18 protein-coding genes are annotated in these 18,739 nt (G+C 59.5%); 11 read left to right on the top strand and 7 right to left on the bottom strand.

Annotated features, from left to right (window positions below; translation table 11 throughout):
- Positions 1-72: 72 nt before the first annotated feature.
- The 7 genes from lptF (at position 73) to AC1RT6_RS03460 (ending at position 9,055) form a co-directional block, all read left to right on the top strand.
- Positions 73-1,245, top strand: a complete 1,173-nt coding sequence (lptF, locus tag AC1RT6_RS03490; protein ID WP_079446815.1) for an LPS export ABC transporter permease LptF — start codon at positions 73-75, stop codon at positions 1,243-1,245.
- Positions 1,242-2,339 (top strand): LPS export ABC transporter permease LptG, encoded by a 1,098-nt coding sequence (gene lptG / locus AC1RT6_RS03485; protein ID WP_079446816.1) that lies wholly within the window; start codon positions 1,242-1,244, stop codon positions 2,337-2,339. Before lptF ends, lptG begins: the two co-directional genes overlap by 4 nt.
- The gene (locus tag AC1RT6_RS03480) at positions 2,339-4,834 is read left to right on the top strand and encodes an LPS-assembly protein LptD (RefSeq protein WP_079446817.1); all 2,496 of its coding nucleotides are present in this window, start codon (positions 2,339-2,341) and stop codon (positions 4,832-4,834) included. Before lptG ends, AC1RT6_RS03480 begins: the two co-directional genes overlap by 1 nt.
- A gap of 89 nt (positions 4,835-4,923) precedes the next feature.
- Positions 4,924-5,883, top strand: a complete 960-nt coding sequence (locus AC1RT6_RS03475) for a SurA N-terminal domain-containing protein (protein ID WP_079446818.1) — start codon at positions 4,924-4,926, stop codon at positions 5,881-5,883.
- A gap of 86 nt (positions 5,884-5,969) precedes the next feature.
- A complete protein-coding gene (pdxA, locus tag AC1RT6_RS03470; RefSeq protein ID WP_079446819.1) occupies positions 5,970-6,992 on the top strand; it encodes a 4-hydroxythreonine-4-phosphate dehydrogenase PdxA in 1,023 nt (340 codons plus the stop codon).
- On the top strand, positions 6,989-7,855 hold the full coding sequence (rsmA, locus tag AC1RT6_RS03465; RefSeq protein WP_079446820.1) for a 16S rRNA (adenine(1518)-N(6)/adenine(1519)-N(6))-dimethyltransferase RsmA: 867 nt from the start codon (positions 6,989-6,991) through the stop codon (positions 7,853-7,855). The genes pdxA and rsmA overlap by 4 nt, the downstream gene beginning before the upstream one ends.
- Before the next feature lie 255 nt (positions 7,856-8,110).
- The gene (locus AC1RT6_RS03460) at positions 8,111-9,055 is read left to right on the top strand and encodes a hypothetical protein (protein WP_244553480.1); all 945 of its coding nucleotides are present in this window, start codon (positions 8,111-8,113) and stop codon (positions 9,053-9,055) included.
- Positions 9,056-9,135: 80 nt separating this feature from the next.
- On the opposite strand, the gene gmk is transcribed toward AC1RT6_RS03460, so the two are convergent.
- The 7 genes from gmk to fabD all read right to left on the bottom strand — a co-directional run bounded on the left by gmk (position 9,136) and on the right by fabD (position 15,890).
- The gene (gmk, locus tag AC1RT6_RS03455; protein ID WP_079446822.1) at positions 9,136-9,795 is read right to left on the bottom strand and encodes a guanylate kinase; all 660 of its coding nucleotides are present in this window, start codon (positions 9,793-9,795) and stop codon (positions 9,136-9,138) included.
- Positions 9,796-9,798: 3 nt separating this feature from the next.
- Positions 9,799-10,686: a YicC/YloC family endoribonuclease gene (locus AC1RT6_RS03450; protein ID WP_079446823.1), complete on the bottom strand. Its 888-nt coding sequence runs from the start codon at positions 10,684-10,686 to the stop codon at positions 9,799-9,801.
- A 272-nt stretch (positions 10,687-10,958) separates the two neighbouring features.
- Complete coding sequence (gene mltG / locus AC1RT6_RS03445; protein ID WP_079446824.1) at positions 10,959-12,170, bottom strand: endolytic transglycosylase MltG; 1,212 nt, start codon at positions 12,168-12,170, stop codon at positions 10,959-10,961.
- 127 nt (positions 12,171-12,297) lie between these two features.
- Positions 12,298-13,563, bottom strand: coding sequence for a beta-ketoacyl-ACP synthase II (gene fabF, locus AC1RT6_RS03440; RefSeq protein ID WP_079446825.1), 1,266 nt, complete (start codon positions 13,561-13,563; stop codon positions 12,298-12,300).
- A 95-nt stretch (positions 13,564-13,658) separates the two neighbouring features.
- Positions 13,659-13,898, bottom strand: a complete 240-nt coding sequence (locus tag AC1RT6_RS03435; protein WP_009799564.1) for an acyl carrier protein — start codon at positions 13,896-13,898, stop codon at positions 13,659-13,661.
- A 275-nt stretch (positions 13,899-14,173) separates the two neighbouring features.
- Positions 14,174-14,911 (bottom strand): 3-oxoacyl-[acyl-carrier-protein] reductase, encoded by a 738-nt coding sequence (gene fabG / locus AC1RT6_RS03430; protein WP_309772990.1) that lies wholly within the window; start codon positions 14,909-14,911, stop codon positions 14,174-14,176.
- Between the two features lie 19 nt (positions 14,912-14,930).
- Entirely contained in the window at positions 14,931-15,890 is a 960-nt protein-coding gene (gene fabD, locus AC1RT6_RS03425) for an ACP S-malonyltransferase (RefSeq protein WP_079446827.1), read from the bottom strand.
- Between the two features lie 372 nt (positions 15,891-16,262).
- On the opposite strand from fabD, the gene rpsF reads away from it, so the two are divergent.
- From rpsF to rplI, 4 genes are all read left to right on the top strand, one after another.
- A complete protein-coding gene (gene rpsF, locus AC1RT6_RS03420) occupies positions 16,263-16,682 on the top strand; it encodes a 30S ribosomal protein S6 (RefSeq protein WP_079446828.1) in 420 nt (139 codons plus the stop codon).
- 5 nt (positions 16,683-16,687) lie between these two features.
- A complete protein-coding gene (rpsR, locus tag AC1RT6_RS03415; RefSeq protein WP_079446829.1) occupies positions 16,688-16,927 on the top strand; it encodes a 30S ribosomal protein S18 in 240 nt (79 codons plus the stop codon).
- A 129-nt stretch (positions 16,928-17,056) separates the two neighbouring features.
- Complete coding sequence (locus tag AC1RT6_RS03410; protein ID WP_079446830.1) at positions 17,057-18,043, top strand: hypothetical protein; 987 nt, start codon at positions 17,057-17,059, stop codon at positions 18,041-18,043.
- Positions 18,044-18,082: 39 nt separating this feature from the next.
- On the top strand, positions 18,083-18,688 hold the full coding sequence (rplI, locus tag AC1RT6_RS03405) for a 50S ribosomal protein L9 (protein WP_079446831.1): 606 nt from the start codon (positions 18,083-18,085) through the stop codon (positions 18,686-18,688).
- The last annotated feature ends 51 nt before the right edge of the window (positions 18,689-18,739 follow it).

Raw genomic sequence — 18,739 nt, 5'->3', positions numbered from 1 at the left:
CTGGGGACGTCTCGGTCGCGGTCTGGCGTTGCCGGATGTGTTTGCCTGAAAGATTGGGGATCGTTCAGACCGATGGGGTCGATCGACAAGTATATTTTCCGGACGACGCTGGCGTCGTTTGTGGTGGTCCTGGTCAGCCTGACAGGGGTGATCTGGATTACGCAGGCGTTGCGTGGAATCGACCTGATGACAAGCCAGGGACAGACCATCCTGACGTTTCTGGGGATCACCAGTCTTGCTATCCCCGTGCTGGTGCTGATCATCTCCCCGATTGCGCTGATGATCGCGATCTCGCACACCCTCCACAAGCTTGCTACGGACTCGGAAATCATCGTGATGAACGCCGCCGGCCTATCGCCGTTCCGGCTCTTCCGGCCGTTCATCTATGCAACGGTGATTGTGGCCTTGCTGGTGGCGTTCATCGCGGCCTACCTTGCGCCTGATGGGATGCGTCGGTTGAAGCGATGGGATGCCGAGATCACCGCCGACGTTCTGGCGAACGTTCTGCAACCCGGCCGATTTGCGCAACTGGATCCGAATCTGACAATTCGTATTCGGGAACGACAGCCTGGTGGCCAACTCGCCGGAATTTTCATTGATGATCGCCGTAATCCTGAAGAGCGCCTCAGTATCATCGCCGACCACGGAACGGTGATGAAGAACGACCAGGGATCGTTTCTTATCCTGGAAGATGGGCACCTGGAGAGATTCGAGACGGGCAAGCGCGAACCGGCCATGGTCGCGTTTGACCGCTATGCGTTCGACATGTCGAAATTCTCCAATCGAGGGCATGACGTTATTTATGGCATTCGTGAACGTTACCTTTGGGAGTTGATTGCTCCCGATCAGAAGGACCCTCTGGTTCAGCAGATGCGTGGCCAATTCCGCGCCGAGCTTCACGATCGATTCACCGCCCCGATCTATCCGTTTGCCTTTGCAGCGCTGACCTTCGCATTCCTCGGAACACCGCGCACCACGCGCCAGAGTCGCAATTTCTCCATGGGAGCGGCAATTGCGGCGGTGTTCGGCCTTCGTATGGCAGGCTTCGCGCTTTCGGTCATGACTGTGAAATCGCCGATGGCGGCGCTCCTGCAATACCTGCTTCTTTTCGGGGCAATTGGTATCTGCTTGCGGGTGATTGTTGCTGGAATCGTGCTCGAACCATCCGCCGCGTTAACGGAGGCGATCAACAGATCGAACGAGCGGCTCCTCCGCCTGCTGGGGAAGAAACCGGCCCTCGCATGAGCATGTTGACGAACACGTTGGGTCGTTATTTTGCTGGCCGCTTCATGGTGGCTGCGCTCGGCGTTTTCGTCAGCATTTTTCTGCTACTCGTTCTTGTCGATTATATTGAAATGGTCCGGAGGACGTCGGGGCTTGCGTCGGCATCGGCACTCGTGGTTGCGGAAACATCGCTTTTCAGGGTGCCCCAGCTCCTTGAGAAACTGACCCCGTTCTGTGTCCTGATCGGCGCCATGACGTGCTATCTCGCACTGTCGCGGCAGCTTGAACTGGTGGTGGCCCGCGCCGCCGGCGTTTCGGCGTGGCAATTCATCTCGCCGGCGCTCGTGTGCGCGATCGTGCTCGGCGCCCTCGCCACCACGGTCTACAATCCTTTGTCTGCCAACCTGCGCGAATTGTCCAAGCGGATGGAGGCCGAACTGTTTGGCGGCGTCTCCGGAGGAGGTCTCCAGGACGCATCCGGTTTCTGGATCAACCAAGTGACCGACGACGGTCAGGCTATCATCAATGCGGCGCGCAGTGAGCAGCAAGGCGTGCGCTTGACGGGGCTCACCGTGTTCACGTTCGATCCCCATTCCAAGTTCGAGGAACGTATCGAGGCACGCGAAGCAGCCCTGGAAGACGGGCGCTGGCTGTTCAAAGGCGTTCGCCGGTTTACGCTGGACAATCCGCCGGTCGAGCAGGAAACCTTTGTCCTTCCGACCAGTCTGACGCCGGCACAGGTCCAAAACAGCTTCTCCACCCCCGAAACTGTGTCATTTTGGCAACTGCCGGGTTATATCAGATCCTCCGAGAGCTCAGGATTTGCAACCGCAGGATACCGGCTGCAATACCACAAACTCATCGCACAGCCGTTTTTGCTGGCTGCAATGGTGATGCTGGCGGCCTCGGTGAGCCTCCGCTTCTTCCGCTTCGGCGGGGTGCAAAAGATGGTTTTAAGTGGCGTGGGTTCGGGCTTTCTGCTCTATGTCCTGTCTAAGGTAACTGAGGATTTGAGCAAGGCCGAGCTGATGAATCCAATCGCTGCGGCGTGGCTGCCGGTCTGCGTCGGCAGCCTCACCGGCTTTTTGGTCTTGCTGCATCAGGAGGACGGATAGTGGCTGCAATCGCCACCCTCCGTAAGCGCTCGCCTGTTCGCGAGCGGCGCGTCTCACTGCGCCGCCGTCGGTCTGGTGCGTCCGTGATTCCGGCCTCGCTGACGGCGGCCGTTCTCGGACTGATTGCCGCCGCTGTGATTGACGTCGTCGCAACTACTCCGGCTGTGGCACAAAGCTTCACTTACAATCCTCGCCCGCCCAAGCCTACGCCGCCGCCACCTCAGAATGACGGGCAGATGCTCGTTCAAGCCACCGAGCTCGACTACGACTACAACAATTCTCGCGTGTCGGCCGTCGGCAATGTGCAGATGTTCTACAACGGCACGAGCGTCGAGGCGGACAAGGTCATCTACGACCAGAAAACCAAGCGGCTCCATGCCGAAGGCAACATCCGCATGACTGATGCGGGAGGCAAGATCACCTACGCCAATATCCTGGATTTGAGCGACGACTACCGGGACGGCTTCGTCGATTCGCTGAGAGTTGACACGGCCGATGCGACGCGCATGGCCGCAACCCGGGCCGATCGGACCAAGGGCAACTACACGGTATTCGAAAACGGCGTCTATACAGCCTGCGCGCCCTGCAGGGAGAATCCGAAAAAGCCCCCGCTTTGGCAGGTCAAGGGTGCCCGCATCATTCACGATCAGACCGAGAAGATGTTGTACTTCGAGGACGCCCGATTGGAATTTTACGGCGTGCCTATGGCCTATATGCCTTTCTTCTCAACACCAGATCCGACTGTGAAGCGCAAAAGCGGCTTCCTGGTGCCCACCTTTACGTCCTATTCTCCCTACGGGGTCGGGGTCGAGGTTCCCTACTATTTCGCGCTCGCGCCGGACTACGACCTGACCCTTTCTCCCCGATTCACCACGCGACAAGGCGTGTTGATGCAAGGCGAGTTCAGGCAGCGTTTCGTGGACGGCGCCTATCAAATCCGTGCTTATGGTATCAATCAGCTTGATCCGGACGCCTTCGGTTCGGGGCCCGGCAACCGGGACTTCCGCGGCGGTGTGGATACCAAAGGTCAGTTTGCCTTGAACGATAAATGGGTCTGGGGTTGGGACGGCGTTCTGTTAAGCGACTACTTCTTCTTCTCCGACTACCGGTTGAAGCAGTACAGGGACTTGATGCAATCGTTCCTGACTCTGCCGACCGAAGCGATTTCGCAACTCTATCTGACCGGCGTCGGTACCCGTAGCTACTTCGACGCCCGCGCGATTCACTACCTGAGCTTCTCGGGCAATCAGAGCCTGGTTCCGGTGGTTGCGCCTGTCATCGACTATTCGAATGTCATCAACCATTCGGTCATTGGCGGCGAATTCAGCTACAAGTTCAACTTCGTCAATCTCGCGCGTGATCAGGCGCAGTTCGATCCGATCTCGACGCTGGCGAATACCTCGTTCGTGTGCGCGCCAACGTCGGCTGACCCAGCGGCGAGAACACCGGCCAATTGTTTGCTTCGAGGCATTCCGGGAACCTATACACGCTTGACCGCACAGGCACAGTGGCGGAAGTCGTTCACCGATTCCTTTGGTCAGATCTGGACGCCGTTCGCTTCGCTTCGCGCCGACGCCATCAATGCTGACATCTCGAACCAGCCGGGCGTGTCCAATTTCATCCAGCCCGGTACCACGCAGGCACTCCGCCTCATGCCCGTTGTGGGTCTCGAATATCGCTATCCCTTCATCAACGTTCAGCCCTGGGGCACCACAACGATCGAACCGATCGCGCAGGTCATCATCCGTCCGAATGAAAGCTATGCGGGCAAGCTGCCGAATGAGGATGCGCAAAGCCTGGTCTTCGACGCCAGCAACCTCTTCAGCGTGGACAAATTCTCCGGTTATGACCGTGTCGAGGGTGGCGGCCGCGCCAACGTCGGCGCACAGGCGACGACTCAATTCGATCAGGGCGGCGCGATCAACTTTCTGTTCGGACAGTCCTATCAGCTGTTCGGCCTGAACTCGTTTGCTGTCGCGGATATCACCAATACCGGCGTCAATTCCGGCTTGCAGCGCCCGCAATCCGACTACGTCACAAGCGTGAACTATTCGCCCAACAGCATCTTCACGTTCAGCACCCGCGCGCGGATTGATGAGGCGACCTTGAATGTGCAGCGCTTCGAAGCCGAAGGCCGCGCCAGTTTCAGCCGGTGGTCCGGGAGCGTGTTGTACGGCGATTATGCGGAGCAGCCCGCCCTCGGCTTTCTCACAAGGCGCCGAGGTCTTTTGGGCACCGGTTCCATAAAGGTTGCATCCAACTGGGTCGTGCAGGGTGCGGCACGCTGGGACCTGGAAGCCAATCAAATCAACCAGTATGCAGTCGGCGCGGGATACGTGGACGATTGTTTTGTTCTCGGCCTCAACTACGTGACGTCATACATTTATTCCGCGGGAGCAACGCCGCCCCAGCTTAACCATGCTTTCATGCTTCAGCTTGGGCTGAGAACCTTGGGCCAGACCCGCGGAGGATCGACCGGCTCTGGCATCCGCTAGTTTCAAGTGGTGGTACTTTGAAGAAGCAGGCTGTGCCGCCTGATGAACTCAGACCTCGACGACAATAGACCTGCTAAGCGCGCATTGACATGAAAATGATCTTGCTCTTCCGGCCGTTGAGCCGTCTGGCCTTATTCGCGTTTCTTTCTTTCGTCGGCTTGAACTCGCCGCTGCTTGCCCAGTCGGTCGCGGTCATGGTCAACGGCGAGCCGATCACCACTTTTGATATCGAGCAGCGCATCCGCCTGATTAAGATATCCACCCACAAATCTCCGCCCCGGCAGGAGGTGATCGAAGAGTTGATCGGCGAAAAGGTGAAGATCAGGGAGGCCAAGAAGTTCGGCGTGAACCCGACTTCGACGGATATTGATCAGGCATACGCCAGCATGGGCGCGCGGATGGGGATGTCGCCCGAACAGCTGACAAAATCGATCGGCTCTCAGGGAGTTCGCCCGGACACGATCAAGGCGCGCCTGAGAGCTGATATGGTTTGGGGAAGCCTTGTGCGCGGCCGCTTCAAGGAAAGTCTTCTTGTGAGCGATCGTGATGTCAATGAAGCGCTGAAGAATAGCGGCGAGGATAAATCGAAAATCGAGGGGGTCGAATACCGGATGCGTCCCGTTGTCCTGATCGTTCCGCGCGGCGCGGCGGGTCCGGTGGTGGAGGCGCGGCGCAACGAAGCCAATTCTTTGCGCGAGCGTATTCAGTCTTGCTCGGAGGCCGTTCGCACCGTCAAGGCGATGCGGAATGCCACCCTACGCGATCCGATCACAAAAACGTCCGCTGACCTGCCACCTACGCTTCGAGATCTGCTCGATAAGACGCCCGTGGGGCATCTGACTCCACCGGAAATCACGCGGCAGGGCGTCGAAATGGTAGCGGTATGCGAAAAGAAGGTAACCAGTGTGGACACCCCGAAGAAAAAGGAAATCCGGGAAAAAATGTTTGCCGACAAGTATGAGAAGCGGTCCAAATCCTACCTGGACGATATTCGAAGATCCGCGATGATCGAATATCGTGAAAGTCGTCCGGAGAAAGGCGACAAATGACGTTTCCCGCGTGTCCAGCAGGGTGATGCGGCAGATGTCATGAACGGCGGCGTGTATTCTATCAAAAGCCGCGCTGGAGCCACCGCGTGGTGAAGCCGATTGCATTGACCCTGGGCGAGCCGGCCGGCATCGGACCGGATATCACGATCGCGGCCTGGCTGCGCCGCAAGAACGATGCCGTTCCTCCCTTCTATCTTCTTGGCGATAGCGCATTCATCGCGGCCCGGGCAAAGCTGCTCGGACTTGATCTTCCCTTGCTTGATCTTTCCTTGGCGGAGGTTGGCCAGAAAGACCTTTCCCAGATATTCAATGAAGCACTTCCGATTGTCGCCACGGGGCATCCGGCAACCGCGCATCCCGGTCATCCCGACGACAACAGCGCCCCCGCAGCGATTGGATCGATCCGTCATGCGGTCAACGATGTTGTAGCGGGCCATGCGGGAGCAGTGGTCACCAATCCGATCGCCAAGAGCGTGCTCTACCGGGCGGGATTCGCCCATCCTGGCCACACCGAATTTCTCGCCGAACTGGCGGCAACGAACTCCAACGCACCGCAACCGGTGATGCTGCTTTGGTCGCCTGATCTTGCGGTCGTGCCCGTCACTATCCACCTGCCCTTGCGCGATGCGATCACAATGCTGTCGAGCCGCATGATTGTGGATACCGTTCGCATTGTCGTTGCAGACCTACGCTCGCGATTTGGAATCACCAGCCCCCGCATCGCGGTATCCGGATTGAATCCCCACGCGGGAGAGGACGGCTCGCTCGGAACCGAGGATCAGACGATCGTTGCACCGGCCGTCGCAATCCTGCGCGCCGAAGCAATCGACGTCAAAGGCCCGCTTCCGGCCGACACCATGTTCCATGAGGCCGCGCGCCGGACTTACGACTGTGCCATTTGCATGTATCACGATCAGGCTCTGATTCCGGTCAAAACGCTGGCTTTCGATCGGGCCGTCAATGTCACGCTGGGACTGCCGTTTATCCGTACATCGCCTGATCACGGCACTGCATTCGACATCGCCGGCACGGGACGCGCCGATCCATCGAGTCTGATCGCTGCGCTGAGCCTCGCCGCGCGGATGGCAGCGTCGACACGTTCGGCATGAGCGCGATTGATGACCTTCCGCCGCTGCGCGACGTCATCAAACGTCACGCGTTGTCGGCGCGAAAATCGCTGGGACAGAACTTTCTACTCGATCTGAATCTCACGGCCCGGATCGCGCGCGCCGCCGGTCCACTCCAGGATGCGACCGTCATCGAGATCGGGCCGGGTCCTGGCGGATTGACGCGGGCGCTGCTTGCGCTCGGCGCGATGCGCGTCATCGCCATCGAGCGTGACGAACGCGCGCTTGGCGCGCTGGAAGAAATTTCGGCTCGCTATCCCGGCCGCCTCACGATCGTCAACGCGGATGCGACAAGCTTCGATCCACGACCCCTGCTCGGCACGATGCGCGCAAAGATCGTCGCCAACCTGCCTTACAACATCGCCACCGCGCTTCTGATCCGCTGGCTCAGCATCGAGCCCTGGCCGCCATGGTATGACGCCATGGTGCTGATGTTTCAGCGCGAGGTCGCCGAACGGATCGTTGCCCGCGAAAACGACGATGCGTATGGCCGCCTCGCCGTGCTGTCGAACTGGCGCACAGAGACCAAAATTCTGTTCGACATCTCGCCCGCGGCTTTCGTTCCGCAACCCCAGGTCACGTCTTCGGTGGTGCGGCTGATACCACGCGACAGCCCCGAGCCATGCGACCGCCGGATGCTAGAGCAAGTTGCCGCCGCCGCGTTCGGGCATCGCCGGAAGATGCTACGGCAAAGCCTGAAATCGTTGCCCGCTGATCCGGCGTCGCTGGCGGCTGCGGCAGGCATCGACCCCACGCGGCGCGCGGAGACGGTTCCAATATCCGGTTTCGTTGCGATGGCTCGTGAATTGGCGGACATACACCGCAATAGAACGGATCGGATCTGAGACGATGTTATGGCGTTGATGCGCCGCAATCGCCGTAAAGTTCGGTGTTGTTGTGCACATGTTATCTTTATCGCGAAGCCGCGAGACCACGCGCCTACGTTATGGTGGCCGAGCAGGTAAAAAATGTAGGCAGAAGAGAGGTCATTCAGCCTCAATTACGCCCCGACCATTCCGGATTTACGGCGCAGTGCGACCCAAGTCTTTCCTGACTATTAAAGAAAGGCATCGTGAATCTTGTCATGATCGGGGATATGCATGTCAAACCGTTTGGGGAAACGTCTCTCAACCCTTGGGGTAGCTTTGTTCACGGGCGGCATGCTTGCGATCACCGTCCATGGCTCGGCACGCGCGGACGATACCTGCCTCGTAAAACCGGGCGCGACGACGCCGCGCGGAGGTCACTGGCATTATCGCGTCGAGCCGGGAACGAAGCGTCACTGCTGGTATCTCGGCGAAGGGCGCGGCAAGACTGCGCTGGAAACCTCAGCAAGGCCGTCGCTGTCTGCCCCCGCGTCGGACAAACGGGCAATGAGGTCTTCCGCACCACCTCTCCGGCCGTCCATCACAAATGCTCATGCGGAGCTCGATGACGCGACAAGCGCGAACGATCCAGCAGACACCAACTCTCTGCCGTCCACGAGGGATTCTTCCGACGAACCTGCGCAAAACACGAATATCTCGCAACCGGCCACTACCACACAGTGGCCCGATCCGGCCATCAACGCAGCACCGGTCGCCAATGCGACGCAACCGCCGGTACAAGCCGCAGTCACGTCTGGTCCGCAGACGCCGAACGGCCCGCCGGTCTCTGCGGCAACAATCGAGTTTGATACTCAGGCGCGCGGCGAACGCAGCGAGCCAAGCCTTGCTTCAGCCGTCGTCAGCGTTCCTGAGGCTGAAATTCAGTCCCACTCGTCATCTATGCTGCTGGGTGGACTCGCTGGCGCGTTGGCCGTAGCAGGGTTTCTTGGATTTGCAGCTGTCAAGTTCGGGAATCTGAGCAGCCTCTTGCAAGTCCGTCACTCGCGATTGATCGAGGATTTGGTCGACCAAGGCTACCCTCCGCCCTGGAAACGACAGGGGCCCGATACGGCACAAACCTCCCGCAGTGACGTGCTGCGCATACGCCAGGACATCGAGGCGCAATCTCGCGACATCATGGAAATTCTGTCTCGGGCATCACGTGGAGCAACGACGTAGCGGCGAATGAAAAGGTTTCTAAGCGAACTCATCAAATCAAAGTCACAGCGCCTCGCTTCGGATGCATCACAGGCGAGGCTCTAAGTCTCAAGTTGCCGCTGCAATTCTCGCACGAACGCCGTCAATCCGGTTCGGCGTTCGCGCTTGAGCCGTTCAGCCTTCAGAATTGACTGCACCTCAGCAAACGCTTCATCGACATTCTGGTTGATGACGATGTAATCGTACTCGGCCCAGTGGCTGAGTTCATGCGTGGCGCGGTCCATTCGTTCGCGGATGACATGATCGGCATCTTGGGCACGGGTATGCAGGCGTCGTTCCAGATCAGTGGCGGACGGCGGTAGAATAAAGACGCTGACCACGTCGGCCCGTGCCTTCTCGCGCAATTGCTGCGTGCCTTGCCAGTCAATATCGAACAGTACGTCGCGGCCGGACGCCAGCGCTGCATACACTGGTGCGCGCGGCGTGCCGTAGCGATTGTCGAACACGACGGCCCATTCCAGCAGATCATTGTGCTTGACCATGGCCGCAAAGGTTGCGTCGTCGACGAACTTGTAGTCACGACCATCGACCTCGCCCGGCCGCATCGGGCGCGTGGTCGCAGAGACCGACAGGCTCAAGCCCTCGACGCGCTCGATCAGCAGCCGCGACAGCGTGGTTTTTCCGGCACCGGAAGGCGACGATAGCACGAACATCAGGCCGCGCCGCTCGACTCCGTCGAAACCCCGATCGTGAGCAGTCATCGATCACTCCAGATTCTGGACCTGTTCGCGAAACTGTTCGACGGCGTTTTTCAGTTCAAGTCCGACATTGGTCAGTTCGAGATCGTTCGACTTCGAGCAGCAAGTGTTGACTTCCCTGTTGAATTCCTGCGCAAGAAAATCAAGCTTTCGTCCGATCGGCCCGCCCCTGCCGATCAACTCGCGCGTCTGCGAAATATGCGAGGCAATGCGATCCAATTCCTCGCGGATATCGGCCTTCGTAGCGATCAAGATCGCTTCCTGATGGAGTCGATCCTGATCGAAGCGGTCCGATGTGTCGAGCAATGCGGTAATCTGCTCGGCAAGTCGCGCCTTCACTGCGCCCGGTTGACGGCCAGGGGCGGCCTCTGCCCTGCGCGCGAGACGCTCGATCTCATCCATGCGCTGCATCAGTACGCCGCCAAGCGTAGCTCCTTCACGCTCGCGCATATCCACTAGGCTGCGCAGCGCCTGCTCGAAGGTTTCAGCGACGGCGGTCTTTGCTGCGAGTTCCTCGGCATCGTCGAGCTCCGGTTCAACGACCTCCATAACACCCTTTATCGATAGCAAACCGTCAATGCTCGGCGCGAGCACGTCGATTTTGCCACACAAATCGCGCGCGACCTTCAGGAGAGATGCCAGAACCTGTTCATTGACGCGAACAAGGGGAACCGCGTTGCTGCGCTTCACCGTTAGATTGGCGTAGACCGTTCCGCGTGACAACACTTGTGCTGCGCGCTTCCTTATCGTCGCTTCTATATCGTCCCAACCGGTCGGTAGCCGCGTCCGAAGGTCGAACCCTTTGGCGTTCACGGATTTTAACTCCCATTCGAACGCATACGGCCCACTGGCGCCGTGGCTTCTTGCAAAGCCGGTCATGCTCGACAACGCCATCGCGTGGTTTCTCCGAAGCACCCAGATGTGAGATTCGTTTAACGGATCGTCCCGACGTTAGAGAATTTTGTGGCCGAGTGAAATCCGCTTTTGATGGAATCAGAATCGAAGTTCTGCGCTTTTGGTTGATGCGTTTTCACGCGAACATGGAAACCGGTTTCGGATAAGATGATGCGCGATCAAAAGGTGAATCAGACACCAAGCCGAATGCCGACGGCGGTCTGATTCGATCCCTGTTGCTGAATGATGTGCTGCGAAGGCTCTACAGCGCCTTACCGGTTTGGCCGGGTTCGCGCCCGCGGGGCGGGCTTCGGGGCAGGCTCGTCCTGTGTGGTGCCGGTTTCTGTTGTGGTGGGCGCGACAGCCGGCGCCGGCTCGTCCAGCGGCTCAACCGCATCGTTTTGAATCTGCTTTTCCATGGTCCGCAACCGAGCGACGTTCTTCTGGTGCTGCTCGTAAGTCTCGGTGAAGCTGTGCCCCCCGTTTCCATCGGCAACGAAGAATAAATCGCGGGTTCGCGCTGGATTTGCCGCTGCTTCGAGCGAAGCTCGGCCGGGGTTCGCGATCGGTCCCGGCGGCAACCCTTCAATCACGTAGGTGTTGTATGGAGACGCTTGCATAATTTCGCTGCGTTTGATCGGCCGCCCCAGCGTCCCCTTGCCTCCGACCAGACCATAAATGATCGTTGGGTCGGACTGCAGTTTCATTTTCTGTTTCAGACGGTTGGCGAACACGGCCGCGACCCGGCTGCGTTCATCCGCCTTGCCTGTTTCCTTTTCAATGATAGATGCCAGCGTAACGAGTTGATCAGATGTTTTGACGGGCACATCTGAGGCACGACGCTCCCAGATTTCTGCGAGCACGCGCTTCTGAGCTTGTTGCAAGCGCTGGATCACTTGCTCTCGGCTGGTGCCTCGCGGAAACTTGTACGTCTCGGGCAGCAATGTGCCCTCGCGTGGAATCTCTCGAACGGTCCCTGAGAAAATCTCATTCTCCGAAAGCCGTTCTATAATCTGTTCGGAAGTCAGGCCTTCTGGAATAGTCACGGGATGCTGCACCACCTTGCCTTCGACAATAGTGCCGATGACTTCGCGCAGACTGGCTTGCTTCTGGAACGCATATTCTCCTGGCTTCAGATCCGCGCGCGCCTTCAAGGCAAATACGCTTCCGATAAACGCCCAGCGATTGTCGTCGATCACACCTTCGCGCTGAAGAATTTCGGCAATGTCGTTCATTCCGGCGCGGGCCGGAATGTTGACGATCTTTTCATCCTGTAGCGGCCCCGGCGCTTCGATCTTCTGCTTGCCGTAGAAAAAAACGCCGCCGGCACCAAGCATCCCGATCAACAAAACCGTAATGATCGCGTTGCCCGCAACCACTAGCGGGCTTCGCGCGCGGGCAGAACGCTTCGGTGGCGGGGGTACCTGTTCGGGTTCAAGCGCGGCGCGCGGACTGCGCGGAGAGATGGGCGGCCTTTCAGTCATCGATGCAACATAAATCCTGTCGGTTTAATCGCGGCCGGCGAATTCCCTGCCCCGGCCAACAGCATGCGGCCGTCTCTAGGATTTATCATCGAATGCGGCGAAACAGTGGATTTGCGTCCATCACACGTTAATTGGCGAGGCGCCGCATGATAATTGATGCGTTGGTCCCGCCGAACCCGAACGAATTCGACAGTACGACGTTGATTTCCCGCTGACGCGCCTTGTGTGGGACGAGATCGATCGCTGTTTCCACCGAAGGATTATCGAGATTGATCGTTGGCGGGGCGATGTTGTCGCGAATCGCAAGGATGCTGAAAATAGCTTCGACTGCGCCCGCGGCACCCAGCAGATGGCCAATAGAGGATTTTGTGGAGGACATCGACGTGCTTGACGCGGCGTTACCCAGCAATCTTTCAACAGCCTTCAGTTCGATTTCATCGCCGACCTGGGTCGATGTACCGTGGGCGTTGATATAGTCGATATCCGATGGAAATATGCCAGCGCGCTTCATGGCAGCGGTCATGCTCCGAAACGCGCCGTCGCCGTCCGGGGACGGTGACGTGATGTGATAGGCATCCCCCGACAGGCCGTATCCCGTAATTTCGGCATAAATTCTCGCGCCGCGCTGCCGTGCATGCTCGTACTCCTCGAGCACAACGACACCAGCACCTTCTCCCATGACGAAGCCGTCGCGATTGTTGTCGTAAGGACGCGATGCCTTTTGCGGCGTGTCGTTGAAGCCGGTGGACAGCGTCCGCGCGGCGCAGAAGCCTGCCATGCCGATGCGGCAGATCGGCGATTCCGCGCCGCCAGCCACCATGACATCGGCGTCGCCGAGTGCGATCAGGCGGCTCGCATCGCCGATTGCATGCGCGCCTGTCGAGCAGGCTGTCACCACAGCATGGTTCGGTCCCTTGAGCCCGTGTTCGATCGACACGTATCCCGAAGCAAGGTTGATCAGGCGTCCCGGAATGAAGAATGGCGACACCTTGCGGGCTCCCCTCTCCTTCATGAGGACCGCAGTGTCGGCGATACCCGAAAGGCCGCCGATTCCGGAACCAATCAGGGTGCCGGTCGCGCAACGATCCTCGTCGGTTGAAGGATGCCAATCCGCATCGTCGAGCGCCTGTCTGGCGGCGCTCATCGCGAAGATAATAAAATCGTCGACCTTGCGCTGGTCCTTCGGCTCCATCCACAGGTCAGGATTGAAGGTTCCGTCAGTACCGTCGCCACGTGGAACGACGCAGGCGATTCGGCACGGCAAGTCGGTAACGTCGAACGTCTCGATCTGCTTCGCGCCGCTCATGCCGTCGAGTATGCGCTTCCAGGTCGGTTCGACTCCGCAGCCAAGCGGCGACACCATGCCAAGTCCGGTGACGACGACGCGCCTCATCTGGAAAACTCCAGCTTCCTTACAAATCATAAGGAAAAGCCGGTGGGCCGTTCGAACACGACCCGTCCGGCTTCATGTAAGATCGCGGAAGAGCGTCAGCTTTTCGCGTTCTTCTCGAGAAACTTTGTGGCATCGCCGACGGTCAGGATCGTCTCCGCCGCGTCATCGGGAATCTCACAGCCAAATTCTTCCTCGAAGGCCATCACGAGCTCGACCGTATCGAGACTGTCTGCGCCAAGATCGTCAATGAAGCTGGCACTCTCGACGACTTTCTCGGGCTCTACGCCAAGGTGCTCGACCACGATCTTCTTAACCCGCTCGCCAATCTCGCTCATCATTAAACCTCGCGCTTGTTCAATTGGACCCGACCGCAAACGAGCCATCGTGGAGCATTAAACTAGCTAATTCCTGTCGCTATTTGCAGTCGTGTAGGATTTCGGTCTTTTCCGCCTTGTGCGGGTGCGGACCGGCAAACGACGGCAGCCGCCACACCGCCAATATACAGGGTTTCAAATTCCTGCAATGGCGTTCTTTGCCCACCCGTTCTTGGTCCGGTTATCACACATCGAAAGCCTTGACCACAAGCCCCGGTAGACGGGCTAAAAGCGCCTCAAATCATTGCCATTCCGCCATTGACATGAATCGTCTGCCCCGTCACGTAGGCCGCTTCGTTCGAACTCAGATAGACCGCCGCCGCCGCAATATCTTCCGGCGTTCCGAGGCGGGCCGCGGGGACTTTCGTCAGAATCGTCTCTCGCTGTTTCTCGCTCAGCGCGTCGGTCATCGCTGTTGCGATAAATCCGGGTGCAATGCAATTGGCTGTCACCCCGCGCTTCGCGTATTCCGCGCCTAGCGTTTTGATCATGCCGATCAGTCCGGCTTTCGATGCGGTGTAATTCCCCTGCCCCGGATTTCCGGTGACGCCGACCACCGAGGTGATCGCGATGATGCGGCCGAAGCGTTTGCGCATCATCAGTTTTGTCGCCGCGCGCGCCAGGCGGAATGTCGCTGTCAGATTGATCCTGATCACATCATCCCAATCCTCGTCGCGCAATTGCACAAACAGGTTGTCCCGTGTGACGCCCGCATTGGCGACGAGAATATCGACGCGTCCCATCGCCTTCTCGGCATCCGGCACCAATGCTTCGACCTCCGCCGCATCCGATAGATTGCAGGGCAGCACATGAACGCGCTCGCCAAGCGTACCCGCCAGCGCCTCCAGCACCTCCCGACGAGTACCGGAAATGGCAACCGTCGCTCCTTGCGCATGGAGCGCCTTCGCAATGGCGCCGCCGATACCGCCGGTTGCGCCTGTCACAAGCGCGGTCCTATCGGTCAAGTCGAACATCGCTCCTCCTTTGTCTTGTTTAAGCCGAGCGGGCGGCTGCCAGCGCTTCCCTGGCCGACGCGATATCGTTCGGTCCGCCGACGGCCACGCCGATGGCGCCATCCGCTATGCGCTTGACGAGCCCGCTCAGAACCTTGCCGGCTCCGATCTCGAAAAAGCGCGTCACCCCGTGTTCGGCCATATAGGCGACCGACTCGCGCCAGCGGACGGTTCCTGTCACCTGCTCGATCAGCCGCCGGCGGATTTCGTCAGGGTTCGTGATCGGGGCGGCCAGTACGTTGGAAATGACTGGCACCGCCGGCGTGCTGATCGCCACGTCAGCTAGTGCCTTCGCCATCGCGTCGGCCGCGGGTTGCATCAGCCTGCAATGAAACGGCGCCGACACCGGCAGCAGCATCGCGCGCTTGGCGCCTTTGGTCTTCGCGATCTCGACTGCCCGATGAACCGCCTCCTTGTCGCCGGACACGACAACCTGTCCGCCACCATTGTCGTTCGCGGCCTGGCAGACCTGACCCTGCGCGGCTTCGTCGGCAACGGCGACCGCGGCTTCATAATCAAGGCCCAATAGCGCCGCCATAGCGCCAGCACCGACCGGAACCGCCTTCTGCATGGCGAGGCCACGCGTCCGCAGCAGCCGTGCTGTATCCGCGATGCTCAGGCTGCCCGCGGCCGCCAGCGCGGAATATTCTCCGAGCGAATGTCCGGCCACGAAGGCGGCATCCCGTGCCACCGAAAATCCGGCCTCGGCTTCGAGTACGCGGAGAGTGGCAATAGAGACTGCCATCAAGGCCGGCTGGGCATTCTCGGTCAATTGCAGGGTTTCAGCAGGCCCATCCCAGATGGTGGCGGTCAGCTTTTCGCCGAGGGCCGCATCCACCTCGTCAAAAACAGCTTTTGCGACGTGAAAAGCCTCGGCCAGCGCCTTGCCCATACCTACGGTCTGGGAACCCTGCCCCGGAAAAGTGAATGCCGCGGTCATACGCTCGCCCCTTGAAACCCCGGGCGGAGAGACACCGCGGGCCGAATGATGTCAAGACAGGTGGTTGCAAGGCTCATCAACTGCTTGCGGCGGTCTCTGAGCTTCGTGGTTTGATGGCTTAGACCGCGAGCCGGCGACGCCGTTATCTCTTGCAACCGGCCCGAATATCCGTATAACCCGCGCCATCCGCAGATCCCGGCCGGGAGCTGAACGGACGGTCTCAGCAATTTCACCTGTCAGGCGATATTGATGCGGCAGGGCCCATCGGCCCGTCGTCCCGTGCTTCCGCCTTCTGAGCTTATCCCGAGTCCTTTCCCAAGGTCTCGAAGGGCTTGCCGCCGGGGTCCGCGCCAACTTGAGGAAAGGACATCCATGCCTCTCTATGAGCATGTTTTTCTCGCGCGCCAAGATGCGAGTTCCCAGCAGGTCGAGGAATTGACCAATCAGATCACGGGCGTGATCACGGGATTGGGCGGCAAGGTCACCAAGACCGAGAACTGGGGCGTACGTTCGCTCACCTATCGCATGAAGAAGAACCGCAAAGCGCATTTCGTGCTGCTTAACATCGATGGGCCTGCCACGGTCGTCAATGAGATCGAGCGCCAGGAACGCATCCACGAAGACGTCATCCGCTATCTCACCGTGCGGGTCGAAGAACATGAAGAAGGTCCTTCGGCGATGATGCGCAAGGCCGATCGCGACCGTGAGCGTGACGATCGCGGCGGCGGTTTCCGTGGCGACCGCGGTCCGCGCAGACCGCGCGATGACGCCAACGCAGTGGTTGAGGAGTAAGAATCATGGCTGATGCCGGTGCACGCCGTCCATTTTTCCGCCGCCGCAAGACCTGCCCGTTCACGGGTGCGAATGCGCCGAAACTCGATTACAAGGATTCCAAGCTGTTGATGCGTTACGTCTCCGAGCGCGGCAAGATCGTGCCGAGCCGCATCACCGCTGTATCCGCCAAGAAGCAGCGTGAGCTAGCGCGTGCGGTCAAGCGTGCGCGTTTCCTCGGTCTACTTCCATACGTTATCCGGTAATTCACGGTCGCCGGCGGCGTCGCCGGCGTCTATCATCGTTATATTTCATAAGGCTTCCGGGTTATTCCGGGGGCCGATGGTTGGGGCTCGAACGAGACCTCTAACCGCTCGAGAGGAGCGGGACAGCTGATGACTATGAACCTCCTCATTGCGGTCGCAGCCGGATGCGCCTCCGCGCTGATGTTCGCGTCGATCATTTCGGGCGCGCTGATCTCGCTGCTGTTGTTCTATCTGGCTCCATTGCCGCTGATGGTCGCGGCAATGGGATGGGGTCCGACCTGCGCAGCTATCGGCGGCGCTATTGCTGGCGCCAGCCTTGGCGTCTTGTTCGGTCCGCCGTATTCCGCAGCTTTCGTGCTGACTGTCGCGCTGCCCGCGTGGTGGCTGGGACATCTGGTGCTGCTCGGCCGTCCGGTCATCGCGGATACGCCGCCGCAAAGCACCGACGCAGTGCCGCCCGCTCTGTACCCGGTCGACTGGTATCCACTTGGACGCATACTGATCTGGATTGCCTGCTTCGCCGCGCTGACCACGACCGCCGCGCTTCTTACGCTTGGCTCCGACGCATCGACGATTACGGATACCCTGCGGCGCGGTTTGGTACGCATCGCCAATGTGCAGGATGCAGCGTCACGCGATCGGGCCTCGGAGGTCGTCGATGCGTTTGTGGCCATTGCCCCCGCCGCTGCCGCAACGATTGCTATGGCGACGCTGACGCTCAATATGTGGCTGGCGGCCAAAGTCACCGCCACCTCCGGCCGGCTGCGGCGCCCCTGGCCCGACATGAGGACAACGACGCTCCCGCCGATGGCTCTGGTTGCGATGATGGTCGCGCTGGCGATGTGCTTCGTCGGCGGCTTGCCTGCGATCCTGGCCCAGATCGTTACCGCGTGTCTGATGATGACGTATGCGCTAGTAGGTTTCGCCGTGTTGCACACGATCACCCTAACGATGCGGAACCGTGGGCTATGGCTCGGCTCGGTCTACGCCGTCGTGCTGATGTTCGTATGGCCCGTCGTCACGATTGTAGGCATCGGCATCGCAGACGCAATTTTTGGATTTCGGCAACGTTACCTGCAACGGCACAGGCCTCCGCCGCTCGCGCCGAAATCGTGACTCAATACAGTTACTCAACACCGAACAAGAGGATCGAATATGGAAGTCATTCTGCTGGAACGTGTAGCCAAGCTTGGGCAGATGGGCGAGGTCGTGAAGGTTAAGGACGGTTTCGCCCGCAACTTTCTTCTCCGACGCGGCAAGGCCCTGCGCGCGACCGCCGAAAATCGAGCCAAATACGACGGCATGAAAGCCGAGCTTGAAGCTAACAACATCAAGGCCAAGGGCGAAGCCGCCAACGTCGCCGAGAAGATCAACGGACGCGACATTGTCATTATCCGCCAGGCTTCCGAAACCGGCCAGCTATTCGGTTCGGTCACCGTCCGCGACATCGTCGCTTCGTTGGCCGCCGACGGCATTATCGTCACCCGCCCCCAGGTCTGGCTAGATGCGCCGATCAAGACGATAGGCAAGCAGAAGCTGACGGTCGCGGTCCACCCGGAAGTTGAGGCTGAAATCACGGTGACTGTCGCCCGCAGCGTCGACGAAGCCGAACGCATCCAGCGCGGCGAGGACATCAGTACCCGACAGGAGGATCGCGACGCCGCGGCCGAAGCGATCGCCGCCGCCGGCGAATTCTTTGATCCGGAAGCACAACATGACGAGCCAGCCACGGGGGACGAGCAGAACACTGAGGAGAGATAAATCCCGTTCGCACGAGCGGCGCTCGCGTCTTTTTGTCAATCTCGTCAGAAG

It is taken from the genome of Nitrobacter sp. MLSD-S21, assembly GCF_058809865.1.
This window is presented reverse-complemented; position numbering and strand designations above follow the sequence as displayed.

Bases quoted from the DNA above. Each gene is read 5' to 3' on its own strand.
- AC1RT6_RS03410 (WP_079446830.1), top strand. From the start codon at position 17,057: ATGACTATGAACCTCCTCATTGCGGTCGCAGCCGGATGCGCCTCCGCG.
- fabD (WP_079446827.1), bottom strand. From the start codon at position 15,890: ATGACCGCGGCATTCACTTTTCCGGGGCAGGGTTCCCAGACCGTAGGT.
- AC1RT6_RS03435 (WP_009799564.1), bottom strand. From the start codon at position 13,898: ATGAGCGAGATTGGCGAGCGGGTTAAGAAGATCGTGGTCGAGCACCTT.
- rpsR (WP_079446829.1), top strand. From the start codon at position 16,688: ATGGCTGATGCCGGTGCACGCCGTCCATTTTTCCGCCGCCGCAAGACC.
- AC1RT6_RS03450 (WP_079446823.1), bottom strand. From the start codon at position 10,686: ATGGCGTTGTCGAGCATGACCGGCTTTGCAAGAAGCCACGGCGCCAGT.
- mltG (WP_079446824.1), bottom strand. From the start codon at position 12,170: ATGACTGAAAGGCCGCCCATCTCTCCGCGCAGTCCGCGCGCCGCGCTT.
- fabF (WP_079446825.1), bottom strand. From the start codon at position 13,563: ATGAGGCGCGTCGTCGTCACCGGACTTGGCATGGTGTCGCCGCTTGGC.
- lptG (WP_079446816.1), top strand. From the start codon at position 1,242: ATGAGCATGTTGACGAACACGTTGGGTCGTTATTTTGCTGGCCGCTTC.
- rsmA (WP_079446820.1), top strand. From the start codon at position 6,989: ATGAGCGCGATTGATGACCTTCCGCCGCTGCGCGACGTCATCAAACGT.
- rplI (WP_079446831.1), top strand. From the start codon at position 18,083: ATGGAAGTCATTCTGCTGGAACGTGTAGCCAAGCTTGGGCAGATGGGC.
- fabG (WP_309772990.1), bottom strand. From the start codon at position 14,911: ATGTTCGACTTGACCGATAGGACCGCGCTTGTGACAGGCGCAACCGGC.
- lptF (WP_079446815.1), top strand. From the start codon at position 73: ATGGGGTCGATCGACAAGTATATTTTCCGGACGACGCTGGCGTCGTTT.
- gmk (WP_079446822.1), bottom strand. From the start codon at position 9,795: ATGACTGCTCACGATCGGGGTTTCGACGGAGTCGAGCGGCGCGGCCTG.
- AC1RT6_RS03475 (WP_079446818.1), top strand. From the start codon at position 4,924: ATGAAAATGATCTTGCTCTTCCGGCCGTTGAGCCGTCTGGCCTTATTC.
- AC1RT6_RS03460 (WP_244553480.1), top strand. From the start codon at position 8,111: ATGTCAAACCGTTTGGGGAAACGTCTCTCAACCCTTGGGGTAGCTTTG.
- rpsF (WP_079446828.1), top strand. From the start codon at position 16,263: ATGCCTCTCTATGAGCATGTTTTTCTCGCGCGCCAAGATGCGAGTTCC.